This is a genomic window from Dyadobacter sp. 22481 (assembly GCF_052044875.1).
GTDB lineage: Bacteria > Bacteroidota > Bacteroidia > Cytophagales > Spirosomataceae > Dyadobacter > Dyadobacter endophyticus.
The window spans coordinates 1,887,385-1,907,523 of sequence record NZ_JBQENV010000001.1; the positions used below are offsets into that span (position 1 = coordinate 1,887,385).

The window sequence follows — 20,139 nt, forward strand, 5'->3', positions numbered from 1 at the left end:
AGTAATGAATTGAAAATTGGGGTAATAAAATCCCGGCCCCGAAACCGGGGAGGACGTGCAACGGCTGCACGGTAAGGAGTGTCAGAGTGTAGGTGCGAATCTCATGGTTACAAATTTAGGCATTTTGCTTTCTGGTTTTGCCTGATAATGTCCCGAATTCAAATCCAAAAGCGCCATATTCAGTTTTAGCTGGCGGGCTGTCAGATGCGGTCACGTATTTGCGACATAACCAGACCGTCTCATAACATGAAAACACTAGCCCTGCTTATATTGCTTTTTATTCCCGTGATCACCCGCGGCCAGTACGGCACCAATAATATCCTCGCCATTAAAGAGATACACAATGGGATTGTATGCGATTCCTGTATTTTCACTATGGCCGGAAATGTCACTGCGAGCCCCGAAAAGGTTTCCTTCCTCACGCCTAATCACGAGAACCAGTTCCTGTACACAGATGCAACCTTGACCAGAGAACTTTCGACTGTCGATCCCTCGAAGTTTTTTATATCAATGGCTGGCTTCTCGCTCGATTTCTACCCATTCGGCAAGGTGCTTGCCCGCAGGGGCGACTCGATCCCACACATTGATTTCAAAGATTTGCAGTTCAGGACTTTGCTGAATGGCAAGTTGAATAATGACTGGACCAACGTGGTTTCACTTAAAAACGACCCGGATTTTTATATTGGCCATGCAGATCTGAACTCCTTCCGCGACCAGCCTGATAACGTCAAAACTACGCCTGCCGAGCACTATCATGCTGGTAAGTTCGAGCTTCGGCTCAACGATTCGCTGAACGTCGAATTCAGAGACAAAAATACCTTGGCAGACGTATACCATTTCTCAATCACCCGCGTACGCAGTGTCCCCGATTATTTCAATTTTGTCGATTTTTCGTCGGATAAGAGCTTTGAAGAAATTTTAAACACCGAAATCAACAAGGCCTACACAAAGCAGGGTCCCCAGGCCGACCATTTCGAAATAGCTGCAGGCCATTCAGCATTGCTGCGGTTTTCAAACCATGAACAATATAATTTCTTTGGTCGGACGCCGAAGAACAGCGGGATCGAATACGCCATCGGGAAGCCTGAGAACTGGCGAAGACTCGGGGGCGAAAATAATGTAAAATTCACAAGCGGCTACACCTACATTTACCTCGACAAACCAAAGCCTGGTAATACTGTCAAAATTTTCCTCCGGTATAAACACCAGCCGGAAAGCATTCATGAAGTAACGGTCGACGTAACACCTCTGCACGCGGGCTGGGTTAACATCGCACTGCCGATATTAGGTATCATCATCATCGCTCTACTGGCTATTTTTATTCAAAAACAACGCCATAAAAGGCAGCTTGTACGTCTTAACAATAAGAAAAACGAAATAGAAAACCAGCTGCAATTGCTTAGCGGGCAATTGAACCCGCATTTTCTTTTCAATTCACTCAATGCCGTGCAATCGCTGATCCGGCAAAACGACCCGGAGGCGGCCAATCAATACATTACCGAGGTTGCGACTTTTATGCGGACGATCATGGATAGCGGCCGGAAAGAGCTGGTTTCACTTAAAGAAGAAATCAGTATTGAAGAAAAGTATATTGCATTGGAACAGAAACGGAAGACATTTACCTATTCCTTTCGAAATGAATGCGGGAACGACCTCGATTCCATCGACTTTCCGCCGCTGCTCTTGCAGCCGATTATTGAGAACAGTATCCGTCACGGCCTCGCGGACACCGTGCGAAACCCGACACTCACCGTTACCATCCGTTGCGACGCCACCGACCTTATTGTAGCGACTGGGGACAATGGAATTGGCTTTGATGCATCGGTAAAAGCAACCGGACATGGGCTTTCGTTAACAGGTAAACGCATTGCATTAATCAACGAGAAGTTGCCTGCCATGCAAATTATCCTCCAAACCAAATCCAGCCCCGGTGCCGGGACTATCACGGAAATCAGACTATTGAAATGGCTCACCTGAACCCTATCCGCTGCTTTATCCTGGACGACGAGATCCAGGCCGTCCATAACCTGCGCCTCGCGTTGGAGACACATTGTCCGCAGGTGGAAGTGACGGGTTACGCGCATAACGTGAGCGAGGCGCACGAATTTTTGGCTAGGCAGCAAACGGATATCCTGTTCCTGGATATCCGTTTGCAAAATGAAACAGGCTTCGATCTGCTGAAACAACTCAATCATTACCAAGGAAGTATCATTTTCACGACGGCGTATGACCGGTACGGCATTCAGGCTATTAAGTTTTCGGCCACGGACTATCTGCTCAAACCGCTCGACCACCTCGAGCTTACAGAAGCCGTCAGGAAAGCGACTGACAAAAAGAAAGAGCGCGACCAGAGCGCACAGATCGCGATGCTGATCCAGTCGTTCGAAAACCTGCCTTCCCAGCGACAGAAAAAAATCGCATTGGCCGAAGCCAATGAAATTCATTATGTATTAATAGATGATATTATTTTTTGCAAATCGGATAATAGCTATACCACTTTTCATCTAACAGGAAACAAAAAAATAACGGTCAGCAAACCTATTTCAGAATACGAAAATATTCTTGAACATTATGGCTTTGTGAGAACACATCAATCGTATTTGATTAATAAAAACAGGATCGTATCTTTCAGAAAGGAAGACGGCGGATATCTGTTAATGGAGGGTAATCATCAGGCCATGATCAGCAAACAGCGAAAACATCTCTTAAAAGAAATATTTACCTGACAATTCATAATATCATCAACTATTAGCTATGAAAAAATACATTTACATCGTTCACCTGGCATTATTGACGGCTACATGCTGTTTAGCCCAGAAACAGATTACGAAATTCGTTAACAGCGAAGATAAACAGGCTTTTAATCCGGTATACCAATCGCAGATCGGCAACCGCATGATTTTCTCTTCGTTTACTCCCGCAACCGGGAATGAACTTTGGGTTTCGGACGGGACGAAGGCGAATACAAAACTTTTAAAAGAAATTGTGCCTGGCTACGAAAACTCCTATTCTTCCGATTTCACAAAGGCCGGGGACTTTTTGTACTTCGTTGCCAACGGGCATGAAATCTGGAAGACCGATGGCTCTTCGTCGGGCACACAAAAACTGTTTCGTTCCGACAGCACATTGAACCTCAACATCGTATCGGGAAAGCTGCTCGTCGCTTTTCGCAACAATAATACACAACGGTTTGCATTTGCCTGGCTGGATACAAACGGGCAAACCGATTTTCTGAATGAAGATGCAACCACTTTCAGGTATTCTGGTGGGAATCTCTATTATGGCGTGCATGATTCGACGGCGAAAAAATGGACGTTAAAAGTATTTGACAGCGAAGTACGCACCCTTGCAAGCCACGTTGGACTGCCACTCAATGAAATTATCGTGGAGAAGCAAAATGGTTATGAATACATCGCCGTCGACGCGGGTAATACGGAAAAAAAACTGGTGGTTGCGGCGATTAACAGGGCAGAGAACCCCAAAACGTACGACTGGAACCGCGGGCATGCACCGCTTATGCTAAGGGACAAGGTAGGAGCGCTTTTCCTGATCAACGACGGAGGCTTTTTCAACAATAACGTGACATTGAAAATTTTCAAAGTTATAGCAGGCCAGAACTGGGAAACGGTCGCCGACATCGTAACCAGTAAGCTGTACGAAGGCACTCCGACGGGATCCAGTGAGGGTCCATTCCATACCGATTTCGTCATTGAAGGCGACCAACTGACTTTCACGACTCTTTTTGGTTACGAGAGCATTTATTCGGCATACCTGGGTGTTTTTGATTTCAAAAAGAACACGAAACGCATTTCTCCGAGCCTGCCGCGGGAGATCACCGGGCGTGGGATAAAGATTATTCCCCAGTCGCGGGATGTGTTCGAGCTCCGTTACAGCTACGCCAAATGCACCTACGACGTAGCTCAAAACAAACCCATTTCCGTGGAGCAGCTTCCCTATCGGGTTCAAAAAGTCAAAGTTGCGGATAAAGAATATGAACTCTCCGACAATGTGTATATCACCGGTACCACGCTCCGCCTGCCACTGATAAGCCGCCGTCCCATTTATGCCTCAAAAGGCCTTGATTACAGAACTATCTTCAATAACAAGCTGCTTTTCTGGACTAATAATGACGAGCAAGGCTCGGGGAAACTGTGGATTAGTGACGGCAAAACGACTTCCGAATTATTGTCGTACGATGGACTGGTGGTATCGTGGAAGATGGCCACGGATTCGATGAGAGTTGGAAACCAGATCGTCTTCACCTCGACCAGTCCGCAAGGTCTCAGGATCTTCAAAACAGACGGTACCAAGGCCGGAACCCGCGAAATTTATTTGTACCCTACCGAAAGCTGGCCGTCTGTCGACAAGGTGATCACCAATAACCGGATGGTTGTCTTCGATCTCATTGCTGCCGACAAAAAGGTAAGCCTTGTTTCCGATCTGGAAAAGGTTTGGGAAATCGATAATGCCAGGTTCGGACAGCGCGAATTCCGCACCACCGGCAATGATATTTACATGATCCATTACTCGATCCAAAACGGGATAAGCCATGACATGGTTTACAAATTCCAGGACGGCGAGTTGAAACTGATCGAGCTGAACAAGGGTGGTGAAGATGCTGTAAACCACATTATTTACGACAACCGGATCGTCTATATGCTGCGCAACAGCAGCGGGCACCTCCATGATGTATGCTATACCGACGCCGGTTCGGACAAGGTCAACCGCCTTTACACCGGTCCTATGACTTACCTTTTCCGTAACGGCGACTGTCTGATCGCCGGTACGATGAGCGGGCCCGACGTCAAAATTTACAAGGCAAGTACTGCTGAGCTGCTCGGTGAGTTTACCAATGTCCAACCCATCGATCCCTTCACGGGTAGTACAGCAATCCTTCGGAGCGCCCGGCAGGTGGTGATCGTGCACAACGACGCCGTTATCAGCCGGGAAGTCACTGGGGATGTTGAATATATGGTTGTGATTCCGCAGGGCATTCTGATCAAAGCAAAAGGTAATACAGGCAATTCAATTTATATATATGACCTGAAACGCGGCAAAATTTCGGAGCTTTTCAAAGACCAGCCGGTCGAGTTCGCTACGGCCGGGACTGGCGACCGGCTGCTATTCGGTGAGATAGGAAATAACCCGCATCAGATCCTGTGGGATTTGGCCAAAGAAAAACGCGTGGATTTCCCGGTGGGCTTTGTCGTGACCAGAATTTTGGACGGAGACCTTGCTTTGGCATACGACCAAAGCGGCACCACTACCCCCACCACCGTGTATTCGGTAGAAGGCAATACCCCGGTTAAAAAATATGAAGTGCCAGGTTGGTATGATTTCGGTGGCGGGCCCGACCCGAATTACACGCCCTTCTACACGGCAACCACCGGATTTGAACTTGCCAGGTTCGACCGCGATTCGCTGTTTCATTATCCCGAAATCGTCAGGGGCGCCGAGGGTATCACCTTACAGGAAGTCTTCCATTATAGGGGAAGCGTGTTCGCAGTGGCATTTACGTACTTGAAAGGCCTGCAAGTTTGGAAAATGGACGAGATGTCCCTCACTCCCGACAATGGTGACGAGCTCGTGGTTATCCGGCCCGAAATGCCCGGCCGCGGTGGTAATCTGCCCGACGATGTGCTGCTCAATGCCTACCCTAACCCGGTCGTACACGAACTTAATATCGATTTGAAAGAAGGCGGGGTGATCAGGATCCTGGATCCGAAAGGTTATGAACAGCTAAAAACCGCCGTAGGAAAAAGCAAAAGGCTTGACGTGAGCAAGCTGCCCGCTGGCGAATACATGCTCATTTATTCAGGCACGAACGGGCGTGTTGTCAAGAAAATCGTGAAGCTCTAATGCTGCCCCTTCTTCCAGATAAAACCGTCGATCACGTAATGGGTAATTTGCGGAACGGCCAGCAGTGGTACGATCAATGCCAGGGCCGGTTTGCCGAATGCTATCGGGAATTGATGGAATAAGGAAAAAAGACTGCGGTGCTCTTTCCAGACGGTCCAATCCCAAAGGCCTTCTTCAAACCAGGCCAGCAGGAAGATCAGCCCGAGAAAGAGTACCATCCCGTATCGTCCGAAGAAAAGCGGCAACCACCTCCCCGATCCCGGCCGTGCAGCCTCCTTCTGCCCGAATATCCAGATGAGCGCCATATAGGGAACGCCGTGACTGACGACGTTCAGCAGCGTAAATGCCAGGTCGCCGTTGAAATACACAATACCAAAGTACCACGACACCAAAGTGCCTGTAATGACGGCAATGCGCGGGATATTAAGGCTTTTAAAATGCCACCAGTAGTGTATTTCCTTGCATGCATAAGCAGCCAACATCATCCAATACAATGCGGAAGCGACGCTCAGCGCCGGTTGCGAGGAGGAAATCAAGAATTCGTTTTCGATAAACCAGTTGAAATTCCGGCCGCCGTGCAGGTGCCAGTAGAGCAACGGGTAAATTGTCGCATAGTAAACCACGAACTGGTCTACCTGCCGGTACCAGCCGGGCGTACGCTCGAAACGGCTGTACAGGCGCAGAAACCCGTATTGCTGGCGAACAAAATGGTAAACCGCCAGGTAGGCCAGGATGCGCCAGAACCAAAGCCCGCTTACCAGGTAAATACCCGAACCCAGCACCAGCGCCAATACCGGTATACCGATCAGCAACGGCTTGAAACGGTTGTAGAGCTGCCTGTTCAGGTACGTGCGATAGAGCGTGCTGTATACGTGTGCGACGTCGATGAGCAATATCAATACGACCCACCAGGCGTCGGGCATATGGGTATTGTCCTGGAAAATTTCGGGAAAGCAAATCACCACCAGCAAACTCAGAAACGGCGGAGCCAGGATGAAAACAATGTCGGTCAGCGGCTTGCCCAGCCATGGCTGCTTATTTTCCATGGCGGTCAGGTTTGTTGCAGGATCTTTTTCGCGGCTTTAAGGCCCTGGTAGAAGCCTTCTTCAAATATGCTCACGCCGGCCAGGTCGGTATGCGCGAAATGAATCCCTGTGCCGATACTCTCCGAAAGGGCTTGCCGCTGATCGCCGTGGATCATTCCCGGACGCGGCTGCACCATGGCGTGGCCCCAAAGCATGATATCGATACGCTCGGTTTGCTCGCGGATATCGGGATGTACGCGTTGCAGGTCGGAAAGCACTTTCTCTGACCAAAATGCATGTTCCGCGTGGTAGGCTTCCTTTCGTGCGATCCCGGGCGGCGCGTAGGTGAGCGGGAGATAATAAGTAAGATTGCGCCGGTCTTTTTGCTGTTGTACCTGTTGGTGCGTGGCGTCCACATAACCCAGCGAAGGGCTTCCGTAAATCACATTGTCCCAGCTGGCAGGTTGCCCGGCCCGTTCGTGCAGGTCCTTCACGGTCAGGTTAGCCACCATCCACGGTGTATAATGAAAATGCCCGGTTACCGTCTTCCCTCGCTCTGTGTCTCCCAGAAGGCGTGCGGCTACAAACTGCGGTACCGCCATAATGCAATGCCTGGCTTCGAGGCCCTTAACCTGCCGGGTGGCAACATCGAGATAGCCGATTTTTACACCCTCCGGGCCCACTTTTACGGAAGTCGCCAATGCGCCGGTTACTACCCTCCCATCGAGGTCCTTGCGTAGCGCGTCGATCAGAAAACCGTTTCCGTGCTCCCACGTAAGCACGTCGTTATATGCTGCATTAGCGGCCTTCCCTTTTCGCGAAGCGAAGTAATGGATGCCCGCCCAGGCACTCACCAGGTCTAAAGGCGTGCCAAAATCATCACGAGTGCAGTAATCGACATACCAGCGTATGTATTCACCTGTAAGATGGCGACTGTCCATCCATTCTTTCATCGTCATGCGATCGAGTGCACGCAGCGATTCGTCACGGCTCGACATGTCCGCCGGAATACTGAACGCATCCAGCCCGTCTGCGCCTTTCAGGTTTTTGTAATGATTAATTAGTGTAAAAAACTGCCTGAACTCCGCTAATTGCGCTGCATTCAGACCGAAATTCGGTATCAGTCCCTCCTGCCAGTGCCCATTGATATATAACCGTTCTTCTGGATCATGGCACAGGTAAAACTCATCATACACCGGCAAACCTGCACCATCATAGCCGGTTATCACTTTGGCCTCTTCCAAAAATGAGAGGTATTCAGTCAAATTATTATTCGGGACCGGCACATAATGCGCTCCCCATGGATATTTTGAAAATGCATTACCGCCCGAAGCCGCATTACCGCCGGGCTGCCCTTCCAGATCCAGTACAACCATGTCGCTTACCCCGTGCTGCATCAGGTACCTTGCCGCCGATAATCCACTCACGCCCGCGCCGATGATCACGACTTCCTTCGGTTCAAATTCGCCAGGAGCATTGAATGCACGGTCGCGGAGCAAATGCCCGGCCGCAGCCGACGCCCCCACGATCTTCCCAGGAATGGCAGTTGCAGCACCGGCCTTTTTCCCCTCGCAGGCGTGCAAGAGCGGAGCGGAGGCAGCCATTCCCGTGGTCAGTCTGATAAATTCGCCCCTTTTCATTGTTCCAGGTATTTACCCCACTCCTTTTCAAAATAATTTACCAGCGCCTGGTTATTCAGCTTGTTCACTTCGAGGGGCTCGTGCGCGAGCATATCGTCCGGGAATTGCAGCATTTGCTCCATCACAGCCGCACTAATGTACTTTTTCTCGATGGGGAATGTGACCGGAAGATGAAAATCATCAGGAACACAGGCCATTATATAACCCCATTCGCCAAACGACGGCACATAGTTATGGTAAGGAATGGTCTGAAATCCGGACGCTTTGAGTGTTTCGTTGACACACCAAAAGCTCTTTGGCGCCACAAAGGGCGATGTACTTTGTACCACGGCGACAGCATGCGGCGTCATTGCCGTTTTTAAAAGCCGGTAGAAAGCGGTCGTATACAACTTACCGACAGAAAACCCGGAAGGGTCCGGAAAGTCTATGACGACACAATCGAACTGCTTTTTATTCTCTTTTAACCAGATAAATGCATCCGCATTGGTAACGGTGACCCGCGGGTCTTTCAATGAATGCTTATTAATTTCCGAAAGAATATCCTGATCCGTGAACAGTTTAGTCATCACCGGATCGAGGTCTACCAGCTGTATGTTTTTAACTGATTTGTATTTCAATATCTCCCGTGCCGCCAGCCCGTCACCCCCGCCCAGAATGAGCACATTGCGCGGCATCCCCGACGCTCCCATGGCCGGATGCACGAGCGCCTCGTGGTACCGGTATTCATCCGCCGAGCTGAATTGCAGGTTGTTGTTCAGGTAAAGCCGGAGGTCGTGCCTGTTCTTGGTAATCACGATCCGCTGGTAAGGTGTAGAGGTGGAATAAACGACGTGATCATTGTAGGCGAGCGTTTCGCTGAAACTCATGATCTGCTCCGAGAAAATGAATGCCGCCACCTCAGCGATCAGGATCATGACGCCCCCGAAACGGATCACCCTCACGCCCCGGACTTCGCCTGCGAAGTAGCGGCAGAGGTACAATCCTACGCCCACATTCAGTAAACCAAAGAACAAACTCGTCCGGATCAGTCCGAGGTACGGCACAAAAACCAACGGAAAGATTAGCGACGCCAGCAATGCACCGATGTAATCATAAGTAAAAACCCGGCTCACCAGCTCAGCAAACTCGACCTTATCCTTTAAAATCCGCAGCAAAAGGGGTATTTCAATCCCGACCAGAGTGCCGGTAACCCCCACCAGCGCATACAACACGGGCTGAAAGCTGACTGCGAGCGGGAATACTAAAAACAGCAGGGTCGCGCTAAAACCGCCCACCAGCCCCACCAGCAGCTCTATCCTGATAAACCATTCGAGCAGGTGATCATTGAAAAACCGCGAGAGGTACGAGCCGATCCCCATTGAAAAAAGGTACACGCCGATGATGATACTGAACTGCGTGACGCTGTCGCCCAGGAGGTAACTGGCCAGCGTACCCGCAACCAGCTCGTAGATCAACCCGCAGGTGGCGATGATGAACACCGCCACGAGCAACACCCACTGCGCACTATTCCTGCCTGCCGTGTTTTTCATCTACCCGTGAATTGCCGACGCGATGATAATGGCGATCGCGAGCATGAAAAAGCCGGCGAATATGGCCAGGGCCACGTTCTTGTTTTCCATGATCTCACGACGCAGGTTGTGCTTCGGTGTGAGTATTTCAAAGGCCGCAAACGTGATAAACAGGACCAATATCCCAATGCCCGAGTACACGAGCGAACTGATGATGTATTGTTGCATCGATATATGTTTAGGTTTTTTAATGACTATTTATGGTGCATGATGCCGCTTCTATGCGAGCTGCTCCCGCCGGAGCTCCATTGCTCCTGATTTCCAAACGACAAAATCCGGTCACCCACAAGGTTGGCATACGCCAGCCAGGCCAGCAGTGCCGCCACGTACACAAAGTACCATTTCATGGGCAGGAGTTCCTTCAAAGTTTCTTTCATGCTCGTTCTATTTTGATGAATTGGCAAACTCGCTGTTTCCCCAGCGCGCATTTTCGGTGTAATACCGCATGATGCCCATTACCAGCGGCCCCAGAAGAATCAGTATCACGACGATCCAGATATTCCTGTAAGTGGTGGCGTCATACACGAGCTTTGTCGTGAATATACCAGCGCGGGTGTACATATTCGAGTCCCGGCTGGCGGTCATTTGCAGAAAGTAAGTTCCGGCAGGTATTTTGGTGAAATGGATGGTTTCTTCCCGATCTCCTTCCGTCCAGCGTTCGCCGTCTTCATAGCCGGAATAAAACTCGATCCCCTGTTCGGCGCTGTACTCACTGCCATTCACCGCATTGACGAGTGTTACGCCCAGCTCTAACCAGGTATTTTCCAGAGGTGCCTTGAAATCCAGTTCCAAATTACTGCTCTGCTTTTCCAGCTCGAACTTTTCAGAAATGAAAAGCTGTGTATTAAGCGAATCTGAAAAATTGTAGTTCGAATCAAAAATCACCCGATTGCTGTGCATACTGCCCGTCAGGATCTGGACCAGCATGGCGAGCAGTAAAGCGATGCCGCCCGATTTCACAATCGTTTCCGTACTTACGTTGACCCTCGGTGGCTGTGCAGGCGCAATGCCCACCGTCTGCGGAAGCAGGTTATGGGTTTGTGCGGCAATCACCGCGCGCGGCACATATTTACCCCGGAACCAGGTCAGCCGTTTCTTGTGGTCCTTCTCCACGCTCAGTATCTCCGGCGGAGCGATATAGTCCATTGATTCTATGTCCTCATGCCTCGAAAACACATCGCCGGGAAATTCGCCCAACGCATACAGCATGCGGTAGTGGTATTTGGAGTATCGCCTGAATTGCTGATTATCAAACGCAATACGGTGCAGGCGGGAATCACCCGGCCTCGGGGTATGCCGCGTTTCTTTCAGGGAGGTCCAATGCCCGTCTGACTCGGTAAGGAACATAAACCCATGCAACCTGCTGTAAAGCGTATATTCGTGCCAGTAATCGGTGCGCGAATCGGTGTCGTACTTATAAGCAAGTCCCACCACCTGGTAATCACCACCTTCGAGCGAAATCCGCTCGCCGATATCAAAGCAAAATTCCTGATCATGCGTGTGCTGGCCGCCGTGTGTCGCCAATTGCCCGCCCGTGTACGAGTGCCGGGTTTCGCATTTGGCGCAAACCCAGCTCTGGCTGTATGGATAAGTCAGTATGTGGTTTTCTGCATGGCAATTGCGGCAGGTAAATAGCTTCGCCTCCGGCTCAGCTTCCCGCACATTGCTAAGAAAAAGCAGTTCAGGTTCCACTTCATAGCAGGCAAATGCCACCGCGACGGTTTCGCTGTAAGCTACCAGCTCCACGCGTTCAGCGTCAGTAACCGCTTCGATGCTGTTGAACCGATCCGGCAGGCCTTGCACAAATACATTGCCTTCTACCTCTATCAGGCGGCTTTCGTTACGGGCCGTGACCGAAAACTCGCGATCATCGGGCAGGGTCAGCCCTTGTGCGTCGGCCTTGAACTTCCGGGCGATCGTCGCATCCTTGAATGGCAGCGCCTCGCAGATCGTATACATTCCATAGCCTTCTGCCAAATGGCGGGTGAAGCCATCGTTACAATCGAGCGTCCAGTAATTATAAGCCTGATCTTCGAAGAGCACCCGCAGCCTACCGGTAACGATAAACGCGATCGCCTTCCAGCTTCCGCTGGTACCAGGCTGGATAATATCCGACGAACCACGAACCAGCTCCATTTTCACTTCTTTCAGCTCATCACCCGAGCGATACCACACTTTCTCGCAGCCACAGCCGGCCACATTGTTGGCACCCTGAAAATACACAGGTTTGCCGCAGGATGGACAAGTTGCAAGTTTGCTAATTCCCATCGCTTATCGAATGATTTGATGTTCAGAAACCACTTTTGCTTCAAAATAGGCTGTAATGTGGTCGAAAATAGCACGCACCGTGCCGTTATTGACGCGCTGGAAATTGCTGAGGTAAATATCCAGGTTGACTTTGTTAAACTCCGGCCAGGTATGCACCGAAAGATGGCTCTCGCTCAGACAAATAATGCCCGTGAAACCGCCTGGTTTGAAATCGTGGTAAACTTCGCCCAGTTTCTGGAGGTCAAATGCACCGGTAAGATCGTCGGCCAGAGCCTTAAAACCAGTATGCTCGTCCAGTAGGGCCGTTTTGTCCGAATGAAGCGTGGCTATAAGATGGAGTCCGGGAGTATAAGTTTCCAATAGCGTCAGGTCTATGATAGTAGGCAATTTTATAAAAAACCCGCCAATGCACAAGGCGTAATTTATTTAAATGGTCGCTTGTGCGAAACTATCGGGTACATAATGGGATAAAATGGCGGCGCGGCGATGCCTAACGCCATATATTAGCGAAGATATTGGAATGGATAAATCAGTATAGAAATTGGGCTACTTGCATCTCCGGATACCTTAACTTTACCATTTTTTAACTATATGCGTTTACTAATAAGACTGTTTATCGCTGTAATAGCGTCTCTACTTACTTTTTCAGCCAAGGGACAATATCTCTATTCCAAAAGCTTTGGGATAGCAAGCGATGAACCGATCATATTCCTCCATGGTGGCCCGGGAAGCAGTTCTGTCTATTTTGAGGCTACTACTGCTCAAAAGTTAGCTAATGAAGGATTTTATGTAGTGATTTACGACCGGCGAGGTGAAGGAAGGTCCGCAGACAGCACTGCTCGAATGAATTATGAAGAGTTCTTCGAAGATCTAAACCGCATTTATCAAAAGTATCAACTTACACGTGCCCACTTGATCGGATTCAGTTTTGGTGGGCTTGTTACTACCCTTTTTGCTCAAAAATACCCAGAGAAAGTCAAATCCATCATCCTTGCGAGCGCATTGATTTCCCAGCAAGCCTCCTACAACACCATTCTCAACGCAGTGGGGCACATTTACCAAATCCATAATGAAACGGCTAATCTCCGTGCATTAGAGAAAATCAGGGCACTGGACACCAATTCCCTTGTCTACCGGACCGAAGTTTTCGCACATGCTTCCAGAAATGGCTTTTTTAGTCTGCAAAATCCCGACCCTGAGGCGCTGCGCCTCTATTCGACTTACAAAACAGATACATTGATTACTCGTTACATCAAAAATGACCGCGCGGTTGAAATGCTCTGGAAAAATGAACAGCGGAAAAACATCGATACAACTCCCGTATTGCAGAAACTTGCACAAGCCCAAATACCTATTTACGCGATTTACGGCAAGCAAGACGGCCTTTATTCGAAAGAACAAATCGTCGATTTGCAAAGGATTACAGGCACGAAACGGTTAAATTATCTTGATAACTGCTCGCATACAGTCTTTATCGATCAGCAGGTGAAATTTCTTGAAGCAATCAAGAAATGGTTAAAGTCGTCTGACAATTGATTCACAAATAACACATTACCTCTCTTAACCTAAACCAAATAAACCTGACTGTTAACTTTTACAAGTGCTTTACAAACTTTTACAACCACTGTACGAACAGGCAATCACCTAACCAATATGTTTGAAGCAGAATAGTCGGAGACGAAGCCACTGACGAAATCCATAAAGATGCCAATGGAAAACCAGGGCCTGTTCTTTGGGGTCGCGGGCTACACGTAGTCGATCGCACGCACATGCGCTGCGGACTTGGGAAGGACTTTGGATTGTATGTGCGGGCTGTCAAATATTCGAACTAGGTAGCGCAACAGCTCAATTTGAACGCTGTAAAACAATCACAATATGTATAGATCCTACCCATTTCCATTGGCCAAAACAGTTAAGCTCTTCTCGCTGGCGATCCTGCTGATTTCCTGCTCCACCGGTAAAATGAAACAATCGCCATCCGGCCTTCAATATACCCTGTTAAAGAAAGGCCACGGCCCGAAGGCGAGAACCGGCCAGCAGATCCTGCTTTTTGAAACGACGAGCTACCGTAACGGGGAAGTATTGTATTCCAATGAAAACAGCTCTACACCCGTGAAGGTGCTGATTGGCGGCAACCAGGCTACGAAGGCAGTCGACGAGGCGCTCGTCGGGATGCGGGAAGGGGAAATTAAAAAGATCGTCGCGCCCCCCTACCTGGTAAAGAGGACAGGTTACCCGCCCAACGTCCATCCCGATTCAACATTGGTGATCAAAATGATCCTGCACAAAATACTGTAAGGACCTGTAAACGAGAGGAGGCATCTACCTGAATAGCTGCCTCCTCTCTGAACTTTGGATAAAATGAATGCTACTTCGTCGTCGTTTCCGTCAGTTTCACTTTCACGGAAGTGTAGTACAACGTGGTAGTCGCTTCAAAGCCGGAATCGGTACCAAAAATCAGCCACAGATTCCCGTTTGCATCGGTTTTGCCTTTGAACTCGCCCGTTTTCGTGAGCAGCTTATAGCCTACTTTGTCGGTTCCGTTACCAATATCGCCAATCACCTTCATGTCCTTGCCATCATTTTTCTGCTGGATCTTGTCGATGTTCATCCGGTAATGGTCCAGGTTATCGACCGTCGTTTTGGGCTCAATGGGGACCGCGCCAATGCCGACGCTCACCGCATTAGGAGCTCCGCCTACGCCCAACCAGCCGTCCGAAGGCGCATCCGAGGCGAATTCCAGCGTAAATGCTGCATTGTATTCCTGGTTTGGTTTCAGGCCTGTCATTTTCTTTTTGAAATACATGAACAGGTCGTCGCTGTGATTGTTGCCCGAAATGCGGAAACCTTTTTTCTGGGTATCCAGCGGTGCAGGCAAACTGGCAATACCTTCTTCGAGCTTCCAGTCCGAATCCATCTTCACGGGATAGTCAGAAAAGCCTGCCGTCCATCCCTGTTTGTCACTGTTAAACTGATCGTTGAGCTCCATCTTCGGAGGCAGTACCACGGCGCCGTCATCGTCATTGCAGGAAAGAAACAGGAACGGCAACCCTAGCATTAAAGCGAACTTTTTCATGAGCTGTTATTTGGTTTTAAATCAGCTAAGTGACGCAAAACCCGGTTGATTTGGTTGGAATACCCTCACGAAAGTTATTCGCACCCGGCTCGGCCCGCCTGACAATGAACGGCGTAGCTTATATTATTTCTTCGATGAAACCCTATCATAACTCCCGCTTATTGACCAACCGATGGGAATGTACTATCAAACGGCTAGTGCCTTCCGGGGGATTTGGAAGACCCGTTGAAAGTGATTAGATTTTAATCAAATATCGACCCGAAGGACAGCATAACACGAGAATCATTGGAAAATCCGGTTACCATCAGACAAATGCAGCTTACCGACGTGCCGTTCGGAATGCAACTAGTGCAGCAAGCAGGCTGGAACCAGCTGGAAGCGGACTGGCATCGGGCAATGGCGCTGCATCCCGAGGGATGTTTTGTCGCCACGCGGGCCGGAACGCCGGTCGCCGGAACGCCGGTCGCCGGAGCGCCGGTCGCCGGAACGCCGGCCGGCACCGTTACGACCTACATTTTCGGGCGGGTTGCCTGGATTGCCATGGTCCTTGTCGACGTCTCTGCGCGAAACCAGGGCATCGGCAAAAAGCTGATGGAGCACGCGATCGGCCATTTGGACAATCTGGGAATTGAAACACTGCGTCTGGACGCCACCGTTTTCGGAAAAGGACTTTATGAAAAACTGGGATTTCAGGAAGAATATGAAGTGGTAAGAATGAAAGGGGTCGCCAAAATGCCCGACAAGATCGACGAAGAAGCGATGCCCTGGACATTGGATACGCCCGCCTCTCCGATTCTCGACCTCGACCTGCGCATTACCGATACCCACCGCGAGGTATTCCTGCATGCATTGCTACGGTCCAGTGCGTGCTACTATTCTATGTTTGAAGACGGCCTCGCCTATGCATGCTCCCGCAAGGGCCGTAATGCCGTACAGCTCGGTCCGGTCATCGCCTCTACACCGGAGGCTGGCCGCCAGATCAGCGACGTGATGCTGCACCATTTCAACGGGATGCCCGTTTTTGCAGATATCCCTGTTCCAAATAAGGCCGCATTGCGCTGGGCCAGGTCCAATGGCCTGGAAGAACAAAGGCGGTTTATCAGAATGTACAGGGGTAAGAAATTAAATGATTCCCCGGAATTGATCTGGGCCAGTTCTGGTCCGGAAAAGGGTTAGGAATACGACTGTTCCAATAAGTCATTTAAGTATCTGCGTTAATTATCACCTTCCGTTCGATCCTTTGAACCGCCGATGCGCAGCACAAAAAATACTTGCAGTGATTCATTTAATTTAATCAAATCCCTGTTTATTTGTTAGCTTCAAATTAGTTTGATCGACTGCTCATAACATAGCTTATGCCCTACGTTACTGTAATACCCGAAACGTCATTAGCATGATATCTCTCCCGAAAATCAAGGCACGAGTGATCCGGCTGGCGATGATAATGTTGACGATCAGCCAGTTGTGCAATGCACAATCTTTTTACGCCATACTTGTGGCCGACACCAAAGACCCGTCGCTGGGAGCGAGTTGTGAAAAGGACCTTGAAGAAATGTCAGGCACGCTGCGGCACATCTCTAAAAAAATCGAATATAATTACCGGGAAATCACTTGTAATCAGGATAAATTCGGAAAAGGCGGTATTCAGGAGGCTATTTCCAAAATACAATGCAAGCCGGAAGACATTATTTTCTTTTACTATACCGGCCACGGAATCAATACAAATGCCGAAAAAAGCAATTTCCCTATTCTTTATCTTAAAGATGAAAACCTTGAACTGGAAACCGTTCACCGGCTGCTGAAAGAAAAGAAGCCGCGTTTTTGTTTAACGCTGGGCGACTGCTGCAATAACCTGCTCGCAGGCACCCGCACCATGCGCACGGCACGGCCTGTTGTGAGAGGAATCAGAGTGACCGACGATACCCAGATCGCCCGTAAGCTCTTCCTGGAAGCGAACGGCGACCTGCTGATCAGCAGCGCCAGGAAGGGCGAAAAGGCTACCGCTCACCCCAATGAAGGTAGTTTTTACAGTAATACCTGGATTCAGGCGCTCGCCTACGCGGAGGGCCATAACACGCATGTTTCGTGGGAAACGCTGCTCGCCGATGCGGAAAACCGCTTGCAGGCAAGTCTGAAAAGCTTACCTGATTCCTTGAAACATCATTCGCAGTGGATTAGCAGCATTCCGAAAACATCATTGCCCTGCCCGGAAGCCAGCTTTATGGAAATCAACAAATTCCTGAACGTGCTTGCCGATGAAAAATTGAGTTTTGCCGACCGCAGCCGACTCAGCAAATTGGGTCAAAAGGGCTTTTTCGGACCGTCGGCGAAGGTGAGTATTTATGTGAACGACCCCGAAAAGCCCGTGGAAACGCATCCGATCGACCATTTTCTCAAAAGGATCATCAACACAGCGCCGCTGATCGACGAGTTCAACTTCGTAGAGCGGCTTTCGTCGCTCGGAAACGGATGCACCTACGACACCGTTACGTTGCAGGAAATCCGCAGAGCGCAGTAAGCCATCATACCGACCTGACATGACCAGATATTTCACTGCCCTATTCGCCCTCGCTTTCGGCCTCGGGCGGCTGTGCGCCCAACCCGTTATGGACAATAAAAGACTGATGGAGTTCGGCAAGCTAACCGGGCAACGCGTAAACGACCTGCAACTTTACATTTCCCTGATTGCCGATAAAAGCAATTCCATTGAACAACGCGAGCAGGCGGTGGAGCTGGCCGTCGGTCTGTTCGAAAAAGATCATTTAGAGAATGGCAAAAGACAGCCGCCGCGTGTACAGGTATCGCGCAGGAATGGCACTGTATCGTCCGTCCCGGTGAAGATTTATTTCAAAAACCTGATGAATGTAAAGTTCGACAAGGTGGAAATTACCTCATACGACGCTTCCGTCGTTTCAGAATTCGAGAAAGGGACCGGTGGAGACTACCACGCCATCGCTACCTATTACCAGCAGTTCAAAGGGATGGACAAGAAAGGTAATCTCGTCTACGGCAGTCGCGACCGGAAGGATATCCGTGTGACAGCGCAGAGCGCGGCCGTATACGCGCAGGCGGGCAGGGAAGACCTGAAAATTTTTTTCGGCGATATTACCGTCAAGGATACCGTCCCGATCCCGGGCTTTTGAACCGCGCCATTTTATTACCCAAACCGATCGACCTAAATGAGGTTTACCATCAAAATCGCCGCATTGTCTGCACTTGCGTGCTTGGCTGTCCTGCGGCCTTCCTACTCGCAGGTGCAAAGACGCGGCATGGGTTTAAAAATGGATGACTCCAAATACCTCCGTCTTCCCCGCAAATCGCCCGATATTTTACTTAAAAGCCCGCTACCCGAATCGTTTGACATCCGGCCCCAACTCCCGGAGATCGGTGACCAGGGCATGGACGGCACTTGCGTAGGATGGTCGGCCGCGTATTACATGCGCACGGCCATGGAAGCGGGTAAACTGGGTATCGGCAACCAACCGGAGAAGATTTCGGCTACGGCATTCTCCCCCGGATGGCTCTACGGCCAGCTCAAATCAGGCAAGGACAATGGGTGCGCAGAAGGGATTTTTCTCGAAGACGCCCTGGAAGTGATGAAGACGAAAGGCGCCGCATTCATGAGCTGTGCGCCGGGAAACTGCGATGCCCGGTATGAGCAATGCGACGAGAAAGCTGCCAGCTATAAAATCGGCGACTATGCCACGCTATTCAGCCCGAAGGACGCCGACAGCACACCCGAGCAGCGTATTAATGCCATCAAATCGGCGCTGGTTGAAGGAAAAAATGCCGTGCTGATCGGAATGCTGGTGCCGCCCTCGTTTGTTGATGAAGCAAGTGGTCATTGGCAGGCCGCCCCTGGTGAAACGACCGACAATGCCGTCGGAGGCCATTCGATGGCGGTGGTAGGTTATGACGATCACATTCGTGAAGGCTCGTTCCTGATTGCCAACAGCTGGGGGAAAGCCTGGGGACGCAACGGCTACACCTGGGCCCGGTACAGCGACCTGGTCCGCTTCGCAAAAAATGCGTATCAAATTTATTCTGAAACCATTAGCAAACCTCTCGCGCAGGCAGTAACTCTCAAAGGAGATGTCGATTTCGTGCTTGGGAACGAGGCGATGGCCGTGCACTCGACGGTGGACGAGAGTGCACAGGTAACGCCGGCCCGGCCGGCCGGTCATACCGAAATACTCACTTACGCGATGAACAGATCTTATGCTTCCGGAACACGGTTTAAAATGATCGTCAACAATACAAGGCAGTCGTACGTTTACATTCTCGGTTCCGACAAGGAAAACCGCGTCTCGGCCATTTTCCCCTACACTTCGGAAGAGCTGGTAACGAGCGCTGTTGTGCCGGCGAACAGCTCCGTTGTGATGCCGTCGCTACATTCCTCTTTTACGCTCGACCAAGCAAGCGGAGAGGATTATTTCATCGTATTTATTTCTCAAAACGAGTTGAACCTGGAAGAGCTGGCCGCAAAAGTCAAGAATGCTACGGGTACGATCGTTCAGAAAGCCTATGCTGCGTTGGGTGACGAGTTTATTCCGTCCAGGGAAATCGTCTACCAACCGGGAAAAGTAGCCTACGAAGTCAAGGGTGGACGAAAGGGAAGTGTAGTACCTATTCTGGTGAAGATCGTCCACCGATAGCGTGCCCCTCCTATCCGGCGGCAATTCCTACCTTGGATAATATTTTAA

At 50.0% G+C, this 20,139-nt stretch carries 17 protein-coding genes; 9 read left to right on the forward strand and 8 right to left on the reverse strand.

All coding sequences use genetic code 11. The features are described from left to right. Window positions 1-246 precede the first annotated feature (246 nt). From ACTJJJ_RS07290 to ACTJJJ_RS07300, 3 genes are read left to right on the forward strand one after another with little or no spacing between them, the layout of a single operon-like run. On the forward strand, window positions 247-1,977 hold the full coding sequence (locus ACTJJJ_RS07290) for a sensor histidine kinase (RefSeq protein WP_188929157.1): 1,731 nt from the start codon (window positions 247-249) through the stop codon (window positions 1,975-1,977). Beyond that, a complete protein-coding gene (locus ACTJJJ_RS07295) occupies window positions 1,965-2,726 on the forward strand; it encodes a LytR/AlgR family response regulator transcription factor (protein ID WP_426294272.1) in 762 nt (253 codons plus the stop codon). The genes ACTJJJ_RS07290 and ACTJJJ_RS07295 overlap by 13 nt, the downstream gene beginning before the upstream one ends. A 28-nt stretch (window positions 2,727-2,754) precedes the next feature. Next, complete coding sequence (locus tag ACTJJJ_RS07300) at window positions 2,755-5,859, forward strand: T9SS type A sorting domain-containing protein (protein ID WP_426294271.1); 3,105 nt, start codon at window positions 2,755-2,757, stop codon at window positions 5,857-5,859. Here the strand turns inward: ACTJJJ_RS07300 and ACTJJJ_RS07305 are convergent. From ACTJJJ_RS07305 to ACTJJJ_RS07335, 7 genes are read right to left on the reverse strand one after another with little or no spacing between them, the layout of a single operon-like run. Next, window positions 5,856-6,905 carry a hypothetical protein gene (locus ACTJJJ_RS07305; RefSeq protein WP_426294270.1) on the reverse strand — a complete coding sequence of 350 codons (1,050 nt, stop codon included), beginning with the start codon at window positions 6,903-6,905 and terminating at the stop codon, window positions 5,856-5,858. The genes ACTJJJ_RS07300 and ACTJJJ_RS07305 overlap by 4 nt on opposite strands. 5 nt (window positions 6,906-6,910) lie before the next feature. Further along, entirely contained in the window at window positions 6,911-8,524 is a 1,614-nt protein-coding gene (locus ACTJJJ_RS07310) for an FAD-dependent oxidoreductase (protein ID WP_426294269.1), read from the reverse strand. After that, window positions 8,521-10,053 carry a polyamine aminopropyltransferase gene (locus ACTJJJ_RS07315; RefSeq protein ID WP_440701689.1) on the reverse strand — a complete coding sequence of 511 codons (1,533 nt, stop codon included), beginning with the start codon at window positions 10,051-10,053 and terminating at the stop codon, window positions 8,521-8,523. The genes ACTJJJ_RS07310 and ACTJJJ_RS07315 overlap by 4 nt, the downstream gene beginning before the upstream one ends. Then, the gene (locus ACTJJJ_RS07320; RefSeq protein ID WP_188929147.1) at window positions 10,054-10,260 is read right to left on the reverse strand and encodes a DUF350 domain-containing protein; all 207 of its coding nucleotides are present in this window, start codon (window positions 10,258-10,260) and stop codon (window positions 10,054-10,056) included. Between the two features lie 26 nt (window positions 10,261-10,286). Next, entirely contained in the window at window positions 10,287-10,469 is a 183-nt protein-coding gene (locus tag ACTJJJ_RS07325; RefSeq protein WP_426294267.1) for a hypothetical protein, read from the reverse strand. Between the two features lie 7 nt (window positions 10,470-10,476). Then, entirely contained in the window at window positions 10,477-12,360 is a 1,884-nt protein-coding gene (locus ACTJJJ_RS07330) for a DUF4178 domain-containing protein (protein WP_426294266.1), read from the reverse strand. Between the two features lie 3 nt (window positions 12,361-12,363). After that, window positions 12,364-12,747, reverse strand: a complete 384-nt coding sequence (locus ACTJJJ_RS07335) for an S-adenosylmethionine decarboxylase family protein (RefSeq protein WP_229221383.1) — start codon at window positions 12,745-12,747, stop codon at window positions 12,364-12,366. A gap of 204 nt (window positions 12,748-12,951) precedes the next feature. Here ACTJJJ_RS07335 and ACTJJJ_RS07340 point away from each other — a divergent pair, with 204 nt between their 5' ends. Both ACTJJJ_RS07340 and ACTJJJ_RS07345 read left to right on the forward strand, forming a co-directional pair. Next, window positions 12,952-13,896, forward strand: coding sequence for an alpha/beta fold hydrolase (locus ACTJJJ_RS07340; protein ID WP_188929143.1), 945 nt, complete (start codon window positions 12,952-12,954; stop codon window positions 13,894-13,896). A 339-nt stretch (window positions 13,897-14,235) separates the two neighbouring features. After that, window positions 14,236-14,658 carry an FKBP-type peptidyl-prolyl cis-trans isomerase gene (locus ACTJJJ_RS07345; protein WP_188929141.1) on the forward strand — a complete coding sequence of 141 codons (423 nt, stop codon included), beginning with the start codon at window positions 14,236-14,238 and terminating at the stop codon, window positions 14,656-14,658. 70 nt (window positions 14,659-14,728) lie between these two features. Here ACTJJJ_RS07345 and ACTJJJ_RS07350 read toward each other — a convergent pair whose 3' ends face one another. After that, window positions 14,729-15,436 carry a hypothetical protein gene (locus ACTJJJ_RS07350; RefSeq protein WP_426294265.1) on the reverse strand — a complete coding sequence of 236 codons (708 nt, stop codon included), beginning with the start codon at window positions 15,434-15,436 and terminating at the stop codon, window positions 14,729-14,731. 285 nt (window positions 15,437-15,721) lie between these two features. Here ACTJJJ_RS07350 and ACTJJJ_RS07355 point away from each other — a divergent pair, with 285 nt between their 5' ends. From ACTJJJ_RS07355 to ACTJJJ_RS07370, 4 genes are all read left to right on the forward strand, one after another. Next, complete coding sequence (locus ACTJJJ_RS07355; RefSeq protein ID WP_426294264.1) at window positions 15,722-16,612, forward strand: GNAT family N-acetyltransferase; 891 nt, start codon at window positions 15,722-15,724, stop codon at window positions 16,610-16,612. 217 nt (window positions 16,613-16,829) lie between these two features. Next, on the forward strand, window positions 16,830-17,954 hold the full coding sequence (locus ACTJJJ_RS07360) for a caspase family protein (RefSeq protein ID WP_426294263.1): 1,125 nt from the start codon (window positions 16,830-16,832) through the stop codon (window positions 17,952-17,954). Window positions 17,955-17,973: 19 nt separating this feature from the next. Beyond that, window positions 17,974-18,579: a hypothetical protein gene (locus ACTJJJ_RS07365; RefSeq protein WP_426294262.1), complete on the forward strand. Its 606-nt coding sequence runs from the start codon at window positions 17,974-17,976 to the stop codon at window positions 18,577-18,579. A gap of 36 nt (window positions 18,580-18,615) precedes the next feature. Continuing rightward, entirely contained in the window at window positions 18,616-20,091 is a 1,476-nt protein-coding gene (locus ACTJJJ_RS07370; protein WP_426294261.1) for a C1 family peptidase, read from the forward strand. Window positions 20,092-20,139: the final 48 nt, after the last annotated feature.

What these genes read in the sequence shown, in the direction of transcription:
- ACTJJJ_RS07340 (WP_188929143.1), top strand. Translation starts at nt 12,952, where the DNA reads ATGCGTTTACTAATAAGACTGTTTATCGCTGTAATAGCGTCTCTACTT.
- ACTJJJ_RS07360 (WP_426294263.1), top strand. Translation starts at nt 16,830, where the DNA reads ATGATATCTCTCCCGAAAATCAAGGCACGAGTGATCCGGCTGGCGATG.
- ACTJJJ_RS07305 (WP_426294270.1), bottom strand. Translation starts at nt 6,905, where the DNA reads ATGGAAAATAAGCAGCCATGGCTGGGCAAGCCGCTGACCGACATTGTT.
- ACTJJJ_RS07365 (WP_426294262.1), top strand. Translation starts at nt 17,974, where the DNA reads ATGACCAGATATTTCACTGCCCTATTCGCCCTCGCTTTCGGCCTCGGG.
- ACTJJJ_RS07310 (WP_426294269.1), bottom strand. Translation starts at nt 8,524, where the DNA reads ATGAAAAGGGGCGAATTTATCAGACTGACCACGGGAATGGCTGCCTCC.
- ACTJJJ_RS07350 (WP_426294265.1), bottom strand. Translation starts at nt 15,436, where the DNA reads ATGAAAAAGTTCGCTTTAATGCTAGGGTTGCCGTTCCTGTTTCTTTCC.
- ACTJJJ_RS07370 (WP_426294261.1), top strand. Translation starts at nt 18,616, where the DNA reads ATGAGGTTTACCATCAAAATCGCCGCATTGTCTGCACTTGCGTGCTTG.
- ACTJJJ_RS07295 (WP_426294272.1), top strand. Translation starts at nt 1,965, where the DNA reads ATGGCTCACCTGAACCCTATCCGCTGCTTTATCCTGGACGACGAGATC.
- ACTJJJ_RS07320 (WP_188929147.1), bottom strand. Translation starts at nt 10,260, where the DNA reads ATGCAACAATACATCATCAGTTCGCTCGTGTACTCGGGCATTGGGATA.
- ACTJJJ_RS07315 (WP_440701689.1), bottom strand. Translation starts at nt 10,053, where the DNA reads ATGAAAAACACGGCAGGCAGGAATAGTGCGCAGTGGGTGTTGCTCGTG.
- ACTJJJ_RS07290 (WP_188929157.1), top strand. Translation starts at nt 247, where the DNA reads ATGAAAACACTAGCCCTGCTTATATTGCTTTTTATTCCCGTGATCACC.
- ACTJJJ_RS07345 (WP_188929141.1), top strand. Translation starts at nt 14,236, where the DNA reads ATGTATAGATCCTACCCATTTCCATTGGCCAAAACAGTTAAGCTCTTC.
- ACTJJJ_RS07325 (WP_426294267.1), bottom strand. Translation starts at nt 10,469, where the DNA reads ATGAAAGAAACTTTGAAGGAACTCCTGCCCATGAAATGGTACTTTGTG.
- ACTJJJ_RS07330 (WP_426294266.1), bottom strand. Translation starts at nt 12,360, where the DNA reads ATGGGAATTAGCAAACTTGCAACTTGTCCATCCTGCGGCAAACCTGTG.
- ACTJJJ_RS07300 (WP_426294271.1), top strand. Translation starts at nt 2,755, where the DNA reads ATGAAAAAATACATTTACATCGTTCACCTGGCATTATTGACGGCTACA.